The sequence below is a fragment of the Streptomyces sp. MCA2 genome (genome assembly GCF_023544705.1).
Lineage (GTDB): Bacteria > Actinomycetota > Actinomycetes > Streptomycetales > Streptomycetaceae > Streptomyces > Streptomyces decoyicus.
Genome location: NZ_JAMJFM010000092.1, coordinates 1 through 16,766, shown reverse-complemented (window position 1 = coordinate 16,766; position 16,766 = coordinate 1). Strand labels below are relative to the sequence as shown.

The following is a 16,766-nucleotide window of genomic DNA, read 5'->3' as shown; positions in this document are numbered from 1 at the left end:
CCGGGCTGCGGGGCTACAGCTCGGCAGCCCGGCGGTGTCGCCCTTGCGGATCTTCTCCAGCGCCTTGACGGCGTCGCCTATGGTGCCGACCTTGACCAGGGTGAGCCCCTGCGGGGTGTCCTTGGCCGCGGCGGCGCAGTTCTCCTTGGGCGTCAGGAAGAACTCCGCGCCCTTGTCCCGCGCACCGACCGTCTTCATCGAGATGCCACCGATCGGGCCGACCTTGCCCTTGTCGTCGATGGTGCCCGTACCGGCCACGAACTTGCCGCCCGTCATGTCCCCGGGCGTGAGCTTGTCGACGATGCCGAGCGCGAACATCAGCCCGGCGCTCGGGCCGCCGACATCGGCCAGCTTGACGTCGATGGGGAACGGGAAGATGTGATCCACCCCGGCCTGGATGCCCACGATGGCGCGGCCGTCGTCCGCCTTCTGCGTGGTGATCGCGATCTGCTTCGCGCCGGTCCGGGGCTTCTTGCCCTGCTTCTCCGCCGCGGCGGCGTCCTTGGCGGGGATGATCGTGAAGACGACCTTGCCGCCCGGCTTGTGACGGGTGACGAGCTTGGCGACATCGCCGGCCTGCTTGACCTCCGTGCCGTCCACTGCCTTGATCACATCGCCCGCGTGCAGCCGCCCGTCGGCCGGCTTGTCCTTGACGACGGACCCGACGACGGTCTGGCTGGCGAACGGCACGTGCAGCTGGCTGAGGGCGGAGGACTTGGCGCTCTCCTGGGACTGGCTGAACTCCTCGGCGTTCTCCTGGTCGGCCTGCTCGGCCGTCTGCCCCTCGGGGTAGAGCGTCTTGTGCGGCACCACGGCGTTGTCGTGGTCGAGCCAGCCGTACACCGCTTCGAAGAGGTTCATGTGGTAGTCGGGGCCCGTGACGCGGACGGTGGTCATGTTGAGATGACCGGTCGTCGGGTACGTCTTGCGTCGCGAGATCTGCAACACCGGCTCGCCGTCGTGATCACCGAGGGTGTTGACCGTCGGTCCCGGTGACATCTCGGAATACGGCACGGGGATCAGCACCCCGGCGCAGAGCAGCGCGATCAGCATCAGGGTCGAGGCGAGCAGCGTCGCGGTGCGGCGTGGCATGGAACGACAGTACGGGACGGGTATGACAACCGGCCCGCGGGGCCGTCCGTACGAGGTCGAACACCCGCCCGTACGCGGCCGTCATCCCGAAGGGTGGCGCTTGCTTCCGCGAACGGCCGGAGAACGGTCAGACGGGGTCCGAGGCGGGGTCGGGAACGGAATGCTCTCTTTCCATGGCGTCACGGAACCGTGCATAGCCCGCGAGCTCCGCCACGTCCCCGGTCTTGCGGTTCCGCAGGGCCCAGCTGCTCCACACCGCGGCAATCAGCCCGGCACCCACCGGAATCAGCAACCAGAGGAGCGCACCCACCAGCGACCTCCCAACCCCTTTTACGACCGCGATCGACGAATAAGCAGATTAACCATCTGCTGGGTCAACGCTTGCGCCAGGGGGCGGGTTACGCAACCGGAGCACAAGGCACCGGTTCGGCCTCGCGTTCGGAGGCCACCACCCCATGGCTACAGGGCCATTGCCCGCTGCGTCTGCCGTATCGCCTGCCCCGGGAACGCGTCGTTACGCACCGGGCCGATCTCCGTCTTGGAGGACGCCTGCGCGCCCGCCCGTCGACCCAGAAGAAAGGCGCTACGCGCCTACCCGCCCGCCCGTCGCCCGACCTCCACCCCCAGAAGAAGGCGCTACGCGCCTACCCGCCCTCCCGTCGCCCGACCTCCACCCCCAGAAGAAGGCGCTACGCGCCTACCCATTCCTCGGTGCCGTCGGAAAACGTCTGATGCTTCCAGATCGGTACCTCGTGCTTGAGGTCGTCGATCAGCTTGCGGCAGGCCTCGAACGCCTCGCCCCGGTGCGGGCAGGACACCGCGACGACCACGGCAAGATCACCGATGCGCAGATCGCCCACGCGGTGGACGGCGGCCAGCGCCCGCACCGGGAAGTCGGCGATCACCTTCTCGGCGATCCGGCGCATCTCCGCCTCGGCCGTCGGGTGCGCGGAGTAGCCCAGGCCGTCGACGTCGGCGCCGTTGTCGTGCGAGCGGACCGTGCCGACGAACAGGGCCGTGCCGCCCGCCGCCGTGTCTCCCACGGCCGCGAACACCTCGTCCACGGACAGCGCGGTGTCGCGGATCTCCAGGAGCCGGACCGGATCCGCCGCGGCCTGCTCACCGGGGTGGTCGCGGCCGGGGGACGAAGGGGAGGGCGTGCCAGACATACCCCCATCGTGCCGTACGCGGGCACGGCGGGGAATGGCCCTTTCCGCCGGTCGTCCCGGCCGCCGTATGGAGACTCCTCCAGCCCGGCGGAGGCTCCCCCGGCCCGCCCGGCCCGCCCGGCCCGCCCGGCCCTCCCCGCCCGGTTCCGCTCAGAGGCGGCGGCGGGCCTTACGGGCGCGCCGCACCAGAGCGGCGGTGCCCAGCAGGGCCACGGTGGCGCCGGCGGCACCCGCGGCGGTGGCGTCCTTGCGGCCCAGCCGGCGGCCGGCGACGGTGTGCCGTCCGGCGACCTCTTCCAGGAGCTCGGCGAGCACCTCCTCGTTCGTCCACCGGGGCCGCCAGCCCGCATCGTGCAGCCGGCTGCCGCTGACCACCCACGGGTGCATCGTGTACGCGAGGTCCCCTGCGGGCGACGGCGTCAGGCCGATGCGGTGCAGCCGGGCGGCGGCGCCCAGGGCCACCGAGGACGGCAGCTCCATGCGACGGATGCCGGAGAGCTCCTCGACCTCCTCCTGCTCCAGCCAGCCGTCGCAGCCCACCGCCAGCTCGCCGTCGACCTTCTCCAGCGCGGCGAACTCCAGCGCACTGACCAGGTCCTCAACATGGCAGAACTGCCAGGCGGGGCGGGATCCGGCGACGACCAGGAGGCGGGGCGATTCGAAGTAGCGGGTCAGCGCGGTGTCCGTGCCGCCCACCAGGACGGTGGGGCGCAGCACGGTGACGTTCAGGCCGGGGTGTGCACGCGGCGCGCGGTGTGCCAGGTGCTCGATCTCCAGGAGGTCGCCGACACCGGTGGCGTCCGCGGTGGCCCGCAGCTCGGCGTCCTCGGCCAGCGGGACGTCGTTGTCGGGCAGCGCCCCGTAGACCATGGCGGAGGTGCACAGCACCACCCGGTGGACGCCGGCGGCCGCGGCGGCGGTGAGCACGGTCTGGGTGCCGCGCACGTTGTACGCGGTGCGCGCCGCGTCGTCGGTCTCCAGGTCGAGGTCGAGCGCCAGGTGCACGACGACATCGGCGCCGCGCAGCTTCTCGGCGATGGCCGGGTCCCGGACGTCCAGGACGTGCCAGTGCGCCTCGGCGACGTCGCCGCGCCGCTCGTCGATGGCCACCACCTCCTTGACCTCGTCCGAGGCGACCAGGGCGCGCGTCAGCAGCGCACCCACTCCGGAGGCGGCTCCGGTGACGGCCACCACGGGCCGGCGCAGCGGCCGGTCCGTGGCCCCGCCTGCGGTGGTGCCTGTCTTCTCGGTCTGGGCCGCAGCGTTTCGCGCTGCGCGAACGGTCGGATCTGGGGAACTCACCGGGCGTCTCCAGCGGTTGTCTTCAGTGCGGACGTGTGGTCATGCGTGCGCACCAGGTGGCGTCCATCCTGCCCCAGCCACCGGGACAGCGAAGCACCGAGCCCCGAAGCGGTCCGGGTGTCTACGCTGGAGGTGATGTCGGGCAGCCGCCGTCGGCCACCTGGTCGGCGGCCCTACGAGCCGAGGAAACCCGTGAGTGACACCCCATTTGGATTCGGCCTTCCGCCGGAGGAGCCGGAGGACGGCGACAACGGCAAGAAGAAGGGCGGCCAGGGAGGTAGCCAGGGCCCCGCGGACCCGTTCGGGTTCGGCGGCGGGAGCGGCGGCGCGGACAACCCGTTCGCGGCGCTCTTCGGCGGCATGGGCGGCCCCGGCGGCGAAATGAACCCTGGTGACCTGGGCGCCGCCTTCCAGAAGCTCGGACAGATGCTCTCCTACGAGGGCGGCCCGGTGAACTGGGACATGGCCAAGGACATCGCGCGGCAGACCGTCGCGCAGGGCGCCGAGAACGGCAGCAAGGACGCCAGCCTGTCGCCGGGCGAGCGGACCGCGGTCGAGGAGGCCGTGCGCCTCGCCGACCTGTGGCTGGACGGTGTGACCTCCCTGCCGTCGGGCTCCGGCTCGGTGGTGGCCTGGAGCCGCGCCGAGTGGGTCGAGGAGACCCTTCCGGTGTGGAAGGACCTGGTCAACCCGCTCGCCGAGCGCGTCGGGGCGGCCATGGGCGACGTGCTTCCCGAGGAGATGCAGGCCATGGCGGGCCCGCTGCTCGGGATGATGCGCTCCATGGGCGGCGCGATGTTCGGCACCCAGATCGGCCAGGCGCTGGGCGTGCTCGCCGGTGAGGTCGTCGGTTCGACGGACATCGGACTTCCGCTGGGTCCGGCCGGCAAGGCCGCGCTGCTGCCCGGGAACATCGCGACGTTCGGCGAGGGCCTGGGCGTGCCGGAAGAGGAAGTGCGGCTGTATCTGGCCCTGCGCGAGGCCGCCCACCAGCGGCTCTTCGCCCATGTGCCGTGGCTGCGCTCGCATCTGTTCGGTGCCGTCGAGGGCTATGCGCGCGGCATCAAGGTCGACACGACCAAGCTGGAGGATGTGGTCGGCCAGATCGATCCGCAGCATCCCGAGGAGCTTCAGAACGCGCTTCAGCAGGGCATGTTCCAGCCCGAGGACACCCCGGAGCAGAAGGCGGCTCTGGCCAGGCTGGAGACCGCGCTGGCGCTGGTCGAGGGCTGGGTGGACGCGGTGGTGCACGCCGCCGCCAAGCCGCATCTGCCGTCCGCGGACAAGCTCCGGGAGACGCTGCGGCGGCGCCGGGCGAGCGGTGGCCCCGCCGAGCAGACGTTCTCGACACTGATCGGTCTCCAGCTGCGTCCGCGGCGGCTGCGGGACGCCTCGCGGCTGTGGGCGTCGCTGACGGACGCGCGGGGCCTGGAGGGCCGCGACGGCCTGTGGGAGCACCCTGACATGCTGCCGACGGCGGCCGATCTGGATGACCCGGACGGCTTTGTGCACCACGAGCAGCCGGACTTCTCCGAGCTCGACAAGATGCTGGGCGAGGCCGCGAGCGGCGGCAAGCCGGCACCGGGCAAGCCCGCCCCGGGGAACGACGGCCCGGGGAAGGACAGCCCGGGGAAGGACAGCCCGGGGAAGGACAGCCCGGGGAACGACGGCCCGGACGAGGCTCCCGGTGAGAGCAAGGGTGACGACGCCACGTGAGTCTGCATGCGGAGGCGGCGCGGACGCTGAAGGAGTGGTCCGCGCCGTCCGACGGTCAGGAGCAGCTGCGGCTGGCGTACCTGGACCACCTCGCCGCTCATCAGGACGGCATGTGGAAGCCCTGCAAGGACGGGCACCTCACGGCCAGCGCGCTGGTGATCGATCCGGCCGGCGGCCGGGTGCTGCTCACCCTGCACCGCAAGCTGGAGATGTGGTTGCAGATGGGCGGCCACTGCGAGCCTGAGGACGCCACGCCGGCCGATGCCGCGCTGCGTGAGGCGCGGGAGGAGTCCGGGATCGCGCAGGGGCTGACGCTGCTGCCCGGTGGCCCGGTGCGGCTGGACCGTCATCACACGCCGTGCGCGGTGCATCTGGACGTCCAGTACGCGGCGCTGGCGCCCGCGGACGCGGTGGCGGCGATCAGCGACGAGTCACTGGATCTGCGGTGGTTCGCCTACGACGAGGTGCCCGGCGTCGCCGATACGTCGGTGGTGCGCCTGGTGGAGCGCACCCGGGCACTCCTCTAGCGGCAGCCGGCGGCAGCGGTCCCACCACGCACGTACTCCGGCGCCCGCCCCTTCCTGGGGCGGGCGCCGGAGTGCGTCAACGGTGCATCGGCAGGGGTCAGTTGGTGAAGATGTTGCCCTGGTTCTGCCCCCGGGCGCCCTGCTGGCCCATGCCGAACTGGGCGGCCGCACCGGAGCCGATGACGGCGTTCTGCGGCGGCAGCAGCTCGCTGGGCTGGACCAGTGCGTAGCCCTGGCCGAGGAAGCTGAGCTCCCAGCCCTCGCCCGTGTTGCCGCGCCGCCGCCACACCCCGGAGGAGTGCGTCTGCGCCTGCATCTGCACGCGCAGCGAGGCGGACCAGGCGACCACCGCGTCGGCGTCGGCGTTGACGTACTTATCCGGCGTGACCTGCATCATCAGCGGCTGGCCGGAGGTCATCAGGGCGACCTTGCCCCGTCCGGAGATGTTGAGCTGGTACTTGCCGGTGCCGGAGATGCCGTACTGGCTGTCGACGGAGACGACGTCCCAGTGGAGGCCGGAGTCCAGTGCCAGGACGTAGCTGCTGTCGACGGTCAGGCCGTCGTGGTCGATGTCGACGACATGGACGTACTGGCCGAGGTTGGCCAGATAGACCGTGCCCTGCCCGGAGACGCGCATCAGGTCGAGGCCCTCACCGGAGTGCGCGCGGGCCCGGTGCTGGCCCTGGGTCTGGTAGTTGCCCTCGAATTCGAGCAGCCCCTGGTAGGCGACCATCGTGCCCTTGCGGGCGAGGACGTCCTCGTGGCCCTGGAGGGCGACGCGCAGCAACTGGCTGTTCTGAAGCGCGTAGCGGTCCTGGGTCTGTGCCTCGGTGAAGGCGAAAAGCGGACTCTGCATTGGGTGTTCGTCCTCCCCCTCAGCCCCGGGCCCGGAGCCGGTCGGTGCTGTCCTCGCTGGGCTGGACGACGACGAACCCCTCGCCGGAGAAGCCCAGTTGGTATGCCTCGCCGCTGCCGCGTCCGATCATCGAGGACGCCTTGAAGCTGCGCTTGCCCTTCATCTTCAGATGCGTCGACCAGGCGACCAGGGCGTCCGGGTCCACATAGGTCTCGTCCTCGCCGCGGCCGCAGTCGACGACGATGGGCGTGCCGCGGGAGGTCAGGGCGACCCAGCCGGTGCCGGAGATACCGACGTTGAAGAGTCCCTGGCCGGCGAACTTCGCCATGCCCTTGACGCGCTGTACGCCCCACTGGAGCTGGGTGTCGAAGGCGAGGAGGTTGGTGCCGTTGACGGAGAGCGAGTCACCATTGAGGTGGATGCAGACCACGTCGGCGCCGTAGTCGGCGAGGTAGAGCACGCCGTCGCCGGAGCACTTCATCAGGGGTGCGCCTTCGCCGGTGAGCCACTGGGAGGCCATCTGGCGGACGGCGGGCGGGTTCGGCTCGTACTGGACGAAACCTTCGTAGGCGACCATCGAGCCGGTGCGTGCGAAGACGTCCTGGCCGCTCTGCATGGCGATCTTCACCATGGCGCTGCCGTGGTTCTCCATACGGGCGGCGGGCGGGGTCGGGACGTAGCCCGACAGCTGCTGCTGGTTCATGACGGGCTCCCTCAGACCTCGTAGGGCTGGACGACGATGAAGTTGCCGGGCGCGCCGCGGAACTGGAGGTTCACGGTCTCGCCGGAGTGGCCGGGGAAGGCGTGCCGGCGCAGGCTCACCTGACTGGAGATGATCACCTGCGAGGCCGCGGACCAGGCCACGATGGCGTTGGCGTCGGCGAAGGTGGTCGGGGTGACCGGCAGCACGACCGGGGTGCCCTGGGACTTGACGACGAGGGTGCCGGTCCCCTGGAACTGCATGGTGAACAGGGCGCCACCGGGGATGCCGTGGCCCTCGATCCGGCGGACCTCGTGCTGAAGCGACTCGTCGAAGGCGAGGACGCTCTCGGCGGACACACAGATGGCGTCACCCTGGAGCTCGATGGGGTGGACGTGGGCGCTGTTCTCCGCGAAGAAGACCTGGCCCTGGCCGGTGCAGCGCATCAGCTGCATCTCCTGGCCGGTGGCGTTGCCGACGATCCGGCCGCGGAAGCCGGCGCCCTTGTAGCCGAAGTCGACCTTGCCCTGGTAGAGCACCATGCTGCCCTGGCGGGCGAGCACCGGCTGGCCGTCGACGCCGAGGTCGACGCGGATCAGCCGGCTGTTCTGCGGGGCCCAGCGCTGGCCGGTGGGCGCTTCCTTGTACTTGTCCAGTACGGCGCCGAGGCCGGGGCCGCCGCCCTGGGGCACGGCCGGTGCCTGGCCGCCCGGGTACGGGGCACCCGGGGGCGGCCCCGGCTGTCCGTACGGGGCGGGCTGGCCCTGCGGGGCGCCGTAGCCGCCGGGCGGCGGGGCGGGCTGGCCGTAGGGCGGTGCCTGCGGGGCCTGCTGGCCGGGGAAACCGCCGGGTGCGGTCTGCGGCTGCCCGTACGGGTCCTGGCCGGGTGCCGGCTGGCCGTAGGGGGCCGGCGGCTGCTGGCCGGGCGGTCCGGGCACAGCGGGCGGGGCCATCGGCGCGGCGATGGTGGGCGCGTTGTGCACCTGCGGGGCGGTGGGCTGCGGTGCGGGGGCCGGCTGCGGTGCGGCCGGGGGCGCTTGGGGCGCCTGGGGCGCGCCCTGCGGCGGGCCGAAGTCGGGCGCGGGCTGCGGTGGTACGGGTGCGGCGGCGGGCGCCCCGAAGGACGGTGCCGGGGCCGCTGCCCCGGGGGGCGGCGCGAAGCCGGGCACGCCCTGTGCTGCCGCGGGCTGCTCCGGCGCCGCCTCGGCCTCTTCGGCGACCTCGCCGCCGAAGTTCTTCAGCAGCGCGTCGAGTCCGCCGTCGAAGCCCTGGCCGACCGCGGCGAACCGCCAGACGTCCTTGAGGTAGAAGTCGCCGAGCATGACGGCGCGCTCGGTGCTGAACTCGCTGCCCGTGAAGGAGTAGCGGGCGACCTCTTCGCCGCCGGCCACGATCCGGAGGTAGCCGGGGCCGATCTGGGAGACCTGGCCCGCGCCGTCGAGTGCGGCGGTGAAGGAGAGCTTCTGGATGTGCGACGGGATCTTGTCGAGGGTGACCCGGAACGACTCGCTGTCGCCGGCCTGCGCCCCGAGCAGCTGGATCGACTCCTCGGGCGACTTGGGCTGGTTGAAGAAGATGAAGTACCGGTCGTCGGACAGCCGCTCGTCGGCGTCCAGGCCGAAGCAGCTGATGTCGAAGGTCAGGCCGGGCCCGGCGATCTGCACGCCGACGTACAGATCCGTTCCCGCCGTCAGATCACCGATTTTGGCCTTGTGGCCCCGCTGGAATTCCCTGGCCATACGTAACGCCCGTCCCCCGCTCCCGCTGTGAGTTCTTCTGCGCGGCCAGGCTAACCGCTGGCGCCGACAGCGGGCGATGCCGGGGCACGGCGGATCTCGTCCGGTTTCGCGCGGTCAATCACCACGGGCGGCGGGCAGATGGGGCAGCCGGTCGGCCGCGACCACTCCTTCGAGGTAGCCACGGGCCCGCTCCGTACGGGGGTAGGCCTCCAGCAGGCGCCAGAACCGGGGGCCGTGGCCGGGGACGAGCAGATGGGCGAGTTCGTGCAGCAGGACGTAGTCGATGACGTACTCCGGCATGCCCTGGAGGCGGTGCGACAGGCGGATGCTGCCCTCGGCAGGGGTGCACGAGCCCCAGCGGGTGTTCTGGTTGGTCACCCAGCGCACCGACGCGGGGCGGGCCCGGCCCTCCAGATACTGGCCGGACAGCCGCCCGGCGCGCTCGGCCAGTTCGCCGTCGCCCAGTATCCGCTTGCTCTCCTGGGCGGCGAGCTTGTCCAGCATGACGGTGACCCAGCGCTGCTCCTCGGCCTCGGACATACGCGCCGGAATCAGGACAACCGTGCGGTCGCCCTCGCGGTACGCCGAGACCGTTCTGCGCCGCCGTGAGCTGCGGCGCACCTCGACGGCGCTGGTGCCGGACCCCCGGGACGGGGGGCTCGGGGCAGCCCTGCGCGATGTGTCAGCGGCGCGGCGCAAGGGTGTCTCCCCTGGGCCGTGGGAAGGGTCGGCGGGCACGCGCCCGACGTTACCCGCTGGGGCTGCGGGAAGTCCCGCCCCGCGGACGGTTCGCCACCGAACCACTCCATGGCGTGCACCGCTTGTATGACGAATACCCACTGCCTGTGGATAACTTCCGCGGGGATCGGCCGTTCGGCGCATGCTGTGAGCCGGACGACGAAGGACGGGGGCGGAGATGGGACATCCGATGCTCAAGCCCGCGCTGCGGCGCGGCTGGCGGGACAGGGAAACGGTGCGCTTCGGCGTGGCGCCGGCGCATGCGAAGGTGGTCGGCCCGGTCGACACGGCGACCGGCAGCTTCCTCTCGCTGATCGACGGCACGCGCACGATGCAGCAATTGATCGAGGAGGCCGCACTGCTGGACATCCCGCCCGAGCACGCACGGGGCGTGGTGGACCGGCTCGGCGCGGCCGGTCTGCTGGAGGCCCCCACCGCGGGCGGGGCGGCGGCCGAGGCCGTACGGGCGGACCACGCCGCCTTCGAGCAGCTGCGGCCCGATCTGGCTTCGCTGTCGGTGCGGCATCCGGAACCCGCGGGCGCCCTGGGCCGGATGGGGGCGCGGCGCGCGGTCCGGGCCAAGGTCAAGGGGGCCGGGCGGGTCGGCGCCGCCATCGCGGCGCTGCTCTCGGCCTCGGGGATCGGCCGGGTGGAGGTGGTCGACGGCGGCATGGTCCAGCCGTGGGACGTGATGCCCGGCGGGCTGCCGGCCGAGCGGATCGGCGAGCGGCGCGGTGCCGCCGCGCAACGGCTGGTGCACCAGGCCTCCCCCTGGAGCCGTACGCCGCGGCCGCGGGTCCCGGTCAGCGAGTCCGGCGAGCCCGGGTTGTCCCTCGTGGTGCTCGCCCCGCGCGACGGGCTCGGCGCCTACGCCCCCGACCCCGTGATCTCCGAGCCGTTGCTCACTGCCGGAATCCCGCATCTTTACGCCGGGGTGATCGAGGGCACGGGTGTGGTGGGTCCGTTGGTGCTGCCCGGAGGTTCGGCCTGTGCCCGCTGCGATGAATTACGCCGTACGGACGCGGAGCCTGCCTGGCCGCGGCTGCTGGCGCAGTGGCGGTCGGGCCGTGGCTCCCCCGCTGTGCCGGCCTGCGATGCCGCGCTGGCCACGGCGGTCGCGGGGGTCGCCGCTGTCCAGGCGCTCACGTTCCTCGACGGTGAACTGCCGCCGTGCACAGGGGCGCGGATGGAGCTCGCCTCGCCCTGTGCGAGCGTGCGGACGGTGCGCATCGAGCCGCATCCGGAGTGCGGCTGCGGCGCTGCCGTCCCGCTGGCTTCGGCAGGCGCCTCGGATCCTCGGCCGTGACACGCCACAATGACGGAGTAACCCCGGTTGGGGGACAGTGTGAGTTGGAGGGGCGCATGTCTGATCTTCCCCGCAAGGCGGTCACCCGCACCGCCAAGCTGGCCGCGCTGCCACTGGGGTTCGCCGGCCGTGCCACCTGGGGCCTCGGCAAGCGGATCGGCGGCAGATCCGCCGAAATCGTCGGCCGGGAGCTTCAACAGCGCACCGCCGAACAGCTCTTCAAGGTCCTCGGTGAGCTGAAGGGCGGGGCGATGAAGTTCGGGCAGGCACTGTCCGTCTTCGAGTCGGCGCTGCCCGAGGAGATCGCCGGCCCCTACCGCGCCGCCCTGACGAAGCTTCAGGAGGCGGCGCCGCCGATGCCGACGAGCACGGTGCACTCGGTGCTGGCCGAGCAGCTCGGCGAGGACTGGCGGGAGCTGTTCGAGGAGTTCGAGGACAAACCGGCCGCGGCGGCCTCGATCGGGCAGGTCCACCGCGCGGTGTGGCACGACGGCCGTGAGGTGGCCGTCAAGGTGCAGTATCCGGGCGCCGGCCAGGCACTGCTGTCCGACCTGGCACAGCTGAGCCGGTTCGCCCGGCTGCTGGGCCCGCTGATCCCGGGCATGGACATCAAGCCGCTGATCACCGAGCTGCGCGACCGGGTCTCGGAGGAGCTGGACTACTCCCTGGAGGCGGAGGCCCAGCGGGCGCATGCCGAGGAGTTCGCCGACGACCCGGATGTCGTGGTGCCCGCCGTGGTCCACCAGTGCGACGAGGTCCTGGTGACGGAGTGGATGGAGGGCATGCCGCTGTCGGAGGTGATCGCCGACGGCACCGACGAGCAACGCAACCGGGCCGGTCAGCTCCTGGCGCGCTTCCTCTTCTCCGGCCCCGCCCGTACGGGCCTGCTGCACGCCGACCCGCACCCGGGGAACTTCCGGCTGCTGGCCGGGGACTCCCCCGACGGCCCCGTCGAGGAGTGGCGGCTGGGGGTGCTGGACTTCGGCACCGTCGACCGGCTGCCCGACGGACTGCCGCCGACGATCGGCACCTCGCTGCGGATGACGCTGGACGGCGAGGCGGACGCCGTCTACCAGTTGCTGTGCGAGGAGGGCTTCGTCAAGGAGTCCATCGAGCTGGATCCGGACGCGGTACTGGAATATCTGCTGCCGATCATCGACCCCGCCCAGGTGGACGAGTTCACCTTCACCCGGGGCTGGATGCGCCATCAGGCGACCCGGATCGGCGATCCGCGCTCCCCCGCCTACCAGTTGGCCAAACAGCTCAATCTGCCGCCCGCGTACCTCCTGATCCACCGTGTGACGTTGAGCACGATCGGTGTGCTGTGCCAGCTGGGGGCGGCGGTACGGCTGCGCGACGAACTCGAGGCATGGCTGCCCGGCTTTGTACCCGAGGAGGAGCCGGCCGGCCCGGACATGACCGGCATCGCCATCGAGGACGAGGCCATCAGTGTGGGCCTCGGCAAGGAGGCCGTCGAGCAGACCCCGGCCTGAGCGGGGCCGCCGGGCCGCACGGACCCGGCCGTCCGCTCCGGCCACCGGAGCGGACGGGATGGCCCGAGCGCCTGCCGGCCCCGGTGCCGCCCGGTCTCACCACCAGCTCGAATCCAGGCGTCCCTCGATGGCCCGGATGTTCTCCCGCGCGCAGCTGTCACAGAAGTAGCGGCGCTCACCGCTCTCGACGGAGCAGGTCCAGGTCGGCGGAGAGCCCTCGGTGACCGCGCCGCAACCGGCGCACACGGTGTCCCCGTCAGCCAACTCCGCCTGTTCATGCGTCTTCTGGTCCACCAGCCGACGATATCCCCGCCAGCCCCATGAAAGCGGGATACAACGCACGATGGGGCCCGCCCTGTCGGACGGACCCCATGGGTGGCGGCATCAGCGCACTGCCTTACTGCATCACGGCCATCGCCAGTGCACGGCGGGCACGGAGCGACGCGCGCTCGGCACGCCGCTGCATACGCCGCGCGGCGGCGAGCCGATGAGCCCTGCGTTCCGATTCAGCCTCTTGCAGGCGTTCGTGCATATGCGCACGCGCCAGGGCTTCTGGGATGAGTTGCATGGCGAGGTTCCTGTTCTGACGCGACTCGATCGCGTCGGCGTTCACATTCACGGGGACGGGGGTGTCGGTGAGGGAGGGATTCATCGTGAGGTCCTGCTTCTGGGGATCCCGTGTGACGGGATGGTCGATCGTTCCTGTGCCGATGGAGTTCATGCCGCAACCGGGTTCTTGCGCGGACGGCCACGCGGACGCTTCCGGGGTACGACGACACCCTGGACGAAGAGCTCGCCGCCCCAGACGCCCCACGGCTCACGGCGGTCTTTGGCACCGGCGAGACATGCCTCACGGACGGGACAGCTCTGGCACAGCGTCTTGGCGTACTCGACGTCGGCCGGGGACTCCGCGAAGAAGACCTCGGGGTCATACGTGCGGCACGGAACAGCGGCGCCGAGGCGGTCGATCTCGTCGTCGAGCTCGGTGAGGGGCAGCAAGGGGTTCTCCTGAGGGTCGGGCGGAGGGATCAGGTCGGTCGCTACGGACGGGGTGTGCGTCTGGAGTTGCACGGTGGTGTGTTCCTCGTCTGTTCGGCCCGCTGGTGGCGGGCGCGTGGGCAAACAAAAGGGCCGCGGATCCCGGTGTGGGTTCCGCGGCCCTGGAAGGTGCCGACCTGATCGTGCCGATCAGGCTGGATCTCTCCAGGGTTCGAGGCCGCGGTAGGCCCACATTTCATGCTGCGTCTGGTACTGCTTCCGGGATCCGGCACCATTGGCCGCCGCGAAGACAAGGGCATTCGCCGATGCCCTCGTTGCTGCTACCGCAGGTGCCTCGGTCGGTCGCGCGGTGCGCTCACTGCGCGTCAGCACAGCGAGGAACTCGGGGCGCGCGACCTCGATACCGGACAGGCGGCCGAAGCCGGACAGACCGGTACCCGGGAGCGAGGAGCCGAGCGGGCAGGTGGCGACGACCGAGAGATCGGTCATTTTGTCGGTCTTGATGATGCTGATCACTGGGCTCGCCTCCTCTCGGCGTCTCGGTGGACCGGGAATCCCGTTCCAGGGTGTTCAAGTACAGCACGGATCCATCGGATCTCGGAAGATTCCGTTGTCTCCGTGCTTCCGAAGGCTATGGGGATGCGCTCCGCGCGCGCAAACTATTTTTCCGACGAGTTTTTCGCGGCGTCCTCGGAGCCGTCCTCCGAAGCTCCCACGAGCTCCTCGCCGGCACAGATTGCCAGCACATCACTGCCGTAGCGGTCGAACTTCCGCCGCCCCACTCCTGAGATGACCGCAAGCTCCGATTCGGTTCCCGGAACGGCCTCCGCGATCGCCATCAGTGTCTTGTCGGTGAAGACGCAGTAGGCGGGCTGCCGGGAACGCGCGGCCTGCTCGGCCCGCCACTCGCACAGCCGCTCGTAGAGCGCCTCGTCGAGCTCCGAGGGGCAGTCCTCACACCGCATCAGCTTCATCTCGCCCGCGTCCGTGAGGGTCTTGTTGCAGACCCGGCAGCGGGCCGGGCTGCGGTGCTTGGGACGCCGCGCCACCGCCGCCGCCCCGTCGCCTCGCTCGACGCCCCCCGAGACCGCGCCCGGCGTGCGACGCCCGGCCACCGCCCCGGAACCGGGCCGCAGACCGCTGAGGAAGCGGCTGGCGCGGCGGGAGGCCCGCCCACCGGGAGAGCGCGCCAGCGACCAGGACAGGGCCAGATGCAGCCGGGCGCGGGTGACGCCGACATACAGCAGCCGGCGCTCCTCCTCTATCTGCTCATCGGTCTTGGCGTAGGTGATCGGCATCATGCCTTCGGTGAGACCGACCAGGAAGACGGCGTCCCACTCCAGGCCCTTGGCGGCGTGCAGGGACGCGAGCGTCACCCCTTCGACCGTCGGGGCGTGCTGGGCGTTGGCCCGCTCGTCCAGCTCGGCGACGAGGTCGGCGAGGGTGGCCGCGGGCCGGGCCTCGGCGAAGTCCTCGGCGAGCCGCACCAGAGCCGCCAACGACTCCCAGCGGTCGCGGACCGCCCCCGAGCCGGCCGGCGGCCGGCTCGTCCAGCCCATGTCGCTGAGCACCGCCCGCACCTCGGACGGCAGGTCCACGGCGTCGTCGAGCAGCGCGTCGTTGGCGCCGAAGCGGGCCGCGCCACGCAGCTTGACGCCGGCCTCGCGCACCTCGGGCCGCTCGAAGAACCGCTCGGCGCCCCGCAGCTGATACGGCACGCCGACGTCGGCCAGCGCCTGCTCGTAGACCTCGGACTGGGCGTTGATACGGAAGAGCACGGCGATCTCGCCGGCGGGCACACCGGCGGCGATCAGGTCACGGATCCGGCGGGCGGTGCCCTCGGCCTCGGCGGGCTCGTCGGCGTACTCCGTGTACACGGGCTCGGGCCCGGCCTCGCGCTGCGAGACCAGCTCCAGCCGCTGCTCGGCCGCGCGCCCCTTGGCCTGGGTGAGGAGGCCGTTGGCGAGGTGCACGACCTGGGGGGTGGAACGGTAGTCGCGGACGAGCTTGACCACCGTCGCGTTCGGATGGCGGGTGCGGAAGTTGAGGAGGTGGTCGGGGGTGGCGCCGGTGAAGCTGTAGATCGTCTGGCTGGCGTCGCCGACCACACAGAGAGTGTCGCGGTCCCCCAGCCAGAGCTCCAGCAGCCGCTGCTGGAGCGGGCTGACGTCCTGGTACTCGTCGACGACGAAGTGCTGATACTGGGAACGGACCTGCTCGGCGATGTCGTGCCGGTCCTGGAGCACACCGACCGTGAGCAGCAGCACATCCTCGAAGTCGATGCTGCCCCGCTCCCGCTTGAGCTGTTCGTACGTGCGGTAGATCTGCCCGATCTCGGCGGCGTCGCGCGGCGCCTCGCGGCCGGCCTTGACGACCGCGGCCGGATAGTCGGCCGGCACGGTCTGGGTGACCTTGGACCATTCGATCTCGGCCGTGACATCGCGCAGCTCGTTGCGGTCGAACCGGATGCCGCAGCGGGCGGCGGCCTCCGCGACGAGCTGGATCTTGCGGTCCAGCAGCCGCGGGACCTCGCCGCCGACGGCCTTCGGCCAGAAGAACTGGAGCTGCCGCAGGGCCGCGGAGTGGAATGTCCTGGCCTGGACCCCGCCCGCGCCGAGCTGCCGCAGCCGCCCGCGCATCTCGCCGGCCGCGCGGGCCGTGAACGTGACCGCAAGCACACTCGCGGGCTGAAGGATCCCCGCCCGCACCCCGTAGGCGATCCGGTGGGTGATCGCACGGGTCTTGCCCGTGCCGGCGCCGGCCAGCACGCAGACGGGGCCGTGCAGAGCCGTGGCGACCTCGCGCTGCTCGGGGTCGAGCCCGTCGAGCACCCCGTCGGCCGAGTCAGGCACCGGCGGGAAAAGAGAGGAGTGCGTTGCTGCTGTCACCCCGCCATGCTGCCAGGTCCACAGAGACGTCCGGGACCCCTGTCCACAGCCACCGCACCCCGGTCGTACGCATCGCGGCCGCTGTGGACAACCGACGACGCGCCGGCGCGGCGGATGCTTTGCTGTGTTCAGGCGGTCGAGGGGGCGGGAGGCGAGCGGTCGAGCCGGGCGAGCGGGCGGGAAGCGACGGTCGAGCGCACGGGAGGCGAGCGAGCGTATGGCGGGCGGGTGAGATGTCGAG

17 protein-coding genes are annotated in these 16,766 nt (G+C 71.5%); 4 read left to right on the top strand and 13 right to left on the bottom strand.

The window, feature by feature from the left end:
• The 4 genes from M8I34_RS40215 to M8I34_RS40200 all read right to left on the bottom strand — a co-directional run.
• Positions 1–1,092, bottom strand: a 1,092-nt coding sequence (locus M8I34_RS40215) for a PDZ domain-containing protein (RefSeq protein ID WP_250058036.1), incomplete at its 3' end; no start/stop codon positions are given.
• 127 nt (positions 1,093–1,219) lie between these two features.
• Positions 1,220–1,402 carry a hypothetical protein gene (locus M8I34_RS40210; protein WP_244418800.1) on the bottom strand — a complete coding sequence of 61 codons (183 nt, stop codon included), beginning with the start codon at positions 1,400–1,402 and terminating at the stop codon, positions 1,220–1,222.
• A gap of 379 nt (positions 1,403–1,781) precedes the next feature.
• Complete coding sequence (locus M8I34_RS40205) at positions 1,782–2,261, bottom strand: molybdenum cofactor biosynthesis protein MoaE (protein ID WP_250058035.1); 480 nt, start codon at positions 2,259–2,261, stop codon at positions 1,782–1,784.
• A gap of 150 nt (positions 2,262–2,411) precedes the next feature.
• Positions 2,412–3,563, bottom strand: coding sequence for an SDR family oxidoreductase (locus tag M8I34_RS40200; RefSeq protein WP_030981648.1), 1,152 nt, complete (start codon positions 3,561–3,563; stop codon positions 2,412–2,414).
• Between the two features lie 192 nt (positions 3,564–3,755).
• Here M8I34_RS40200 and M8I34_RS40195 point away from each other — a divergent pair, with 192 nt between their 5' ends.
• Together M8I34_RS40195 and M8I34_RS40190 are read left to right on the top strand one after the other, a co-directional pair.
• The gene (locus M8I34_RS40195; protein ID WP_250058034.1) at positions 3,756–5,279 is read left to right on the top strand and encodes a zinc-dependent metalloprotease; all 1,524 of its coding nucleotides are present in this window, start codon (positions 3,756–3,758) and stop codon (positions 5,277–5,279) included.
• Positions 5,276–5,806, top strand: coding sequence for an NUDIX hydrolase (locus tag M8I34_RS40190; RefSeq protein WP_250058033.1), 531 nt, complete (start codon positions 5,276–5,278; stop codon positions 5,804–5,806). Before M8I34_RS40195 ends, M8I34_RS40190 begins: the two co-directional genes overlap by 4 nt.
• A 97-nt stretch (positions 5,807–5,903) precedes the next feature.
• Here M8I34_RS40190 and M8I34_RS40185 read toward each other — a convergent pair whose 3' ends face one another.
• The 4 genes from M8I34_RS40185 to M8I34_RS40170 all read right to left on the bottom strand — a co-directional run bounded on the left by M8I34_RS40185 (position 5,904) and on the right by M8I34_RS40170 (position 9,839).
• The gene (locus M8I34_RS40185; RefSeq protein WP_250058032.1) at positions 5,904–6,662 is read right to left on the bottom strand and encodes an AIM24 family protein; all 759 of its coding nucleotides are present in this window, start codon (positions 6,660–6,662) and stop codon (positions 5,904–5,906) included.
• Between the two features lie 19 nt (positions 6,663–6,681).
• Complete coding sequence (locus tag M8I34_RS40180) at positions 6,682–7,365, bottom strand: AIM24 family protein (RefSeq protein WP_030981641.1); 684 nt, start codon at positions 7,363–7,365, stop codon at positions 6,682–6,684.
• Positions 7,366–7,376: 11 nt separating this feature from the next.
• Positions 7,377–9,101 carry a TerD family protein gene (locus M8I34_RS40175; RefSeq protein WP_250058031.1) on the bottom strand — a complete coding sequence of 575 codons (1,725 nt, stop codon included), beginning with the start codon at positions 9,099–9,101 and terminating at the stop codon, positions 7,377–7,379.
• Positions 9,102–9,215: 114 nt separating this feature from the next.
• Complete coding sequence (locus M8I34_RS40170) at positions 9,216–9,839, bottom strand: M48 family metallopeptidase (RefSeq protein WP_374211056.1); 624 nt, start codon at positions 9,837–9,839, stop codon at positions 9,216–9,218.
• Positions 9,840–10,017: 178 nt separating this feature from the next.
• On the opposite strand from M8I34_RS40170, the gene M8I34_RS40165 reads away from it, so the two are divergent.
• Both M8I34_RS40165 and M8I34_RS40160 read left to right on the top strand, forming a co-directional pair.
• Entirely contained in the window at positions 10,018–11,145 is a 1,128-nt protein-coding gene (locus M8I34_RS40165) for a ThiF family adenylyltransferase (protein WP_250058030.1), read from the top strand.
• 56 nt (positions 11,146–11,201) lie between these two features.
• Positions 11,202–12,638 (top strand): AarF/ABC1/UbiB kinase family protein, encoded by a 1,437-nt coding sequence (locus M8I34_RS40160; RefSeq protein WP_250058029.1) that lies wholly within the window; start codon positions 11,202–11,204, stop codon positions 12,636–12,638.
• 96 nt (positions 12,639–12,734) lie between these two features.
• On the opposite strand, the gene M8I34_RS40155 is transcribed toward M8I34_RS40160, so the two are convergent.
• The 5 genes from M8I34_RS40155 to M8I34_RS40135 all read right to left on the bottom strand — a co-directional run bounded on the left by M8I34_RS40155 (position 12,735) and on the right by M8I34_RS40135 (position 16,525).
• On the bottom strand, positions 12,735–12,932 hold the full coding sequence (locus M8I34_RS40155) for a hypothetical protein (RefSeq protein WP_250058028.1): 198 nt from the start codon (positions 12,930–12,932) through the stop codon (positions 12,735–12,737).
• Positions 12,933–13,035: 103 nt separating this feature from the next.
• Positions 13,036–13,359: a hypothetical protein gene (locus M8I34_RS40150; RefSeq protein WP_030081835.1), complete on the bottom strand. Its 324-nt coding sequence runs from the start codon at positions 13,357–13,359 to the stop codon at positions 13,036–13,038.
• Complete coding sequence (locus M8I34_RS40145) at positions 13,356–13,709, bottom strand: WhiB family transcriptional regulator (protein ID WP_030981630.1); 354 nt, start codon at positions 13,707–13,709, stop codon at positions 13,356–13,358. Before M8I34_RS40145 ends, M8I34_RS40150 begins: the two co-directional genes overlap by 4 nt.
• A 117-nt stretch (positions 13,710–13,826) precedes the next feature.
• The gene (locus tag M8I34_RS40140) at positions 13,827–14,153 is read right to left on the bottom strand and encodes a hypothetical protein (RefSeq protein WP_250058027.1); all 327 of its coding nucleotides are present in this window, start codon (positions 14,151–14,153) and stop codon (positions 13,827–13,829) included.
• A gap of 143 nt (positions 14,154–14,296) precedes the next feature.
• Positions 14,297–16,525, bottom strand: coding sequence for an ATP-dependent DNA helicase UvrD2 (locus M8I34_RS40135; protein WP_308372794.1), 2,229 nt, complete (start codon positions 16,523–16,525; stop codon positions 14,297–14,299).
• Positions 16,526–16,766 lie beyond the last annotated feature (241 nt).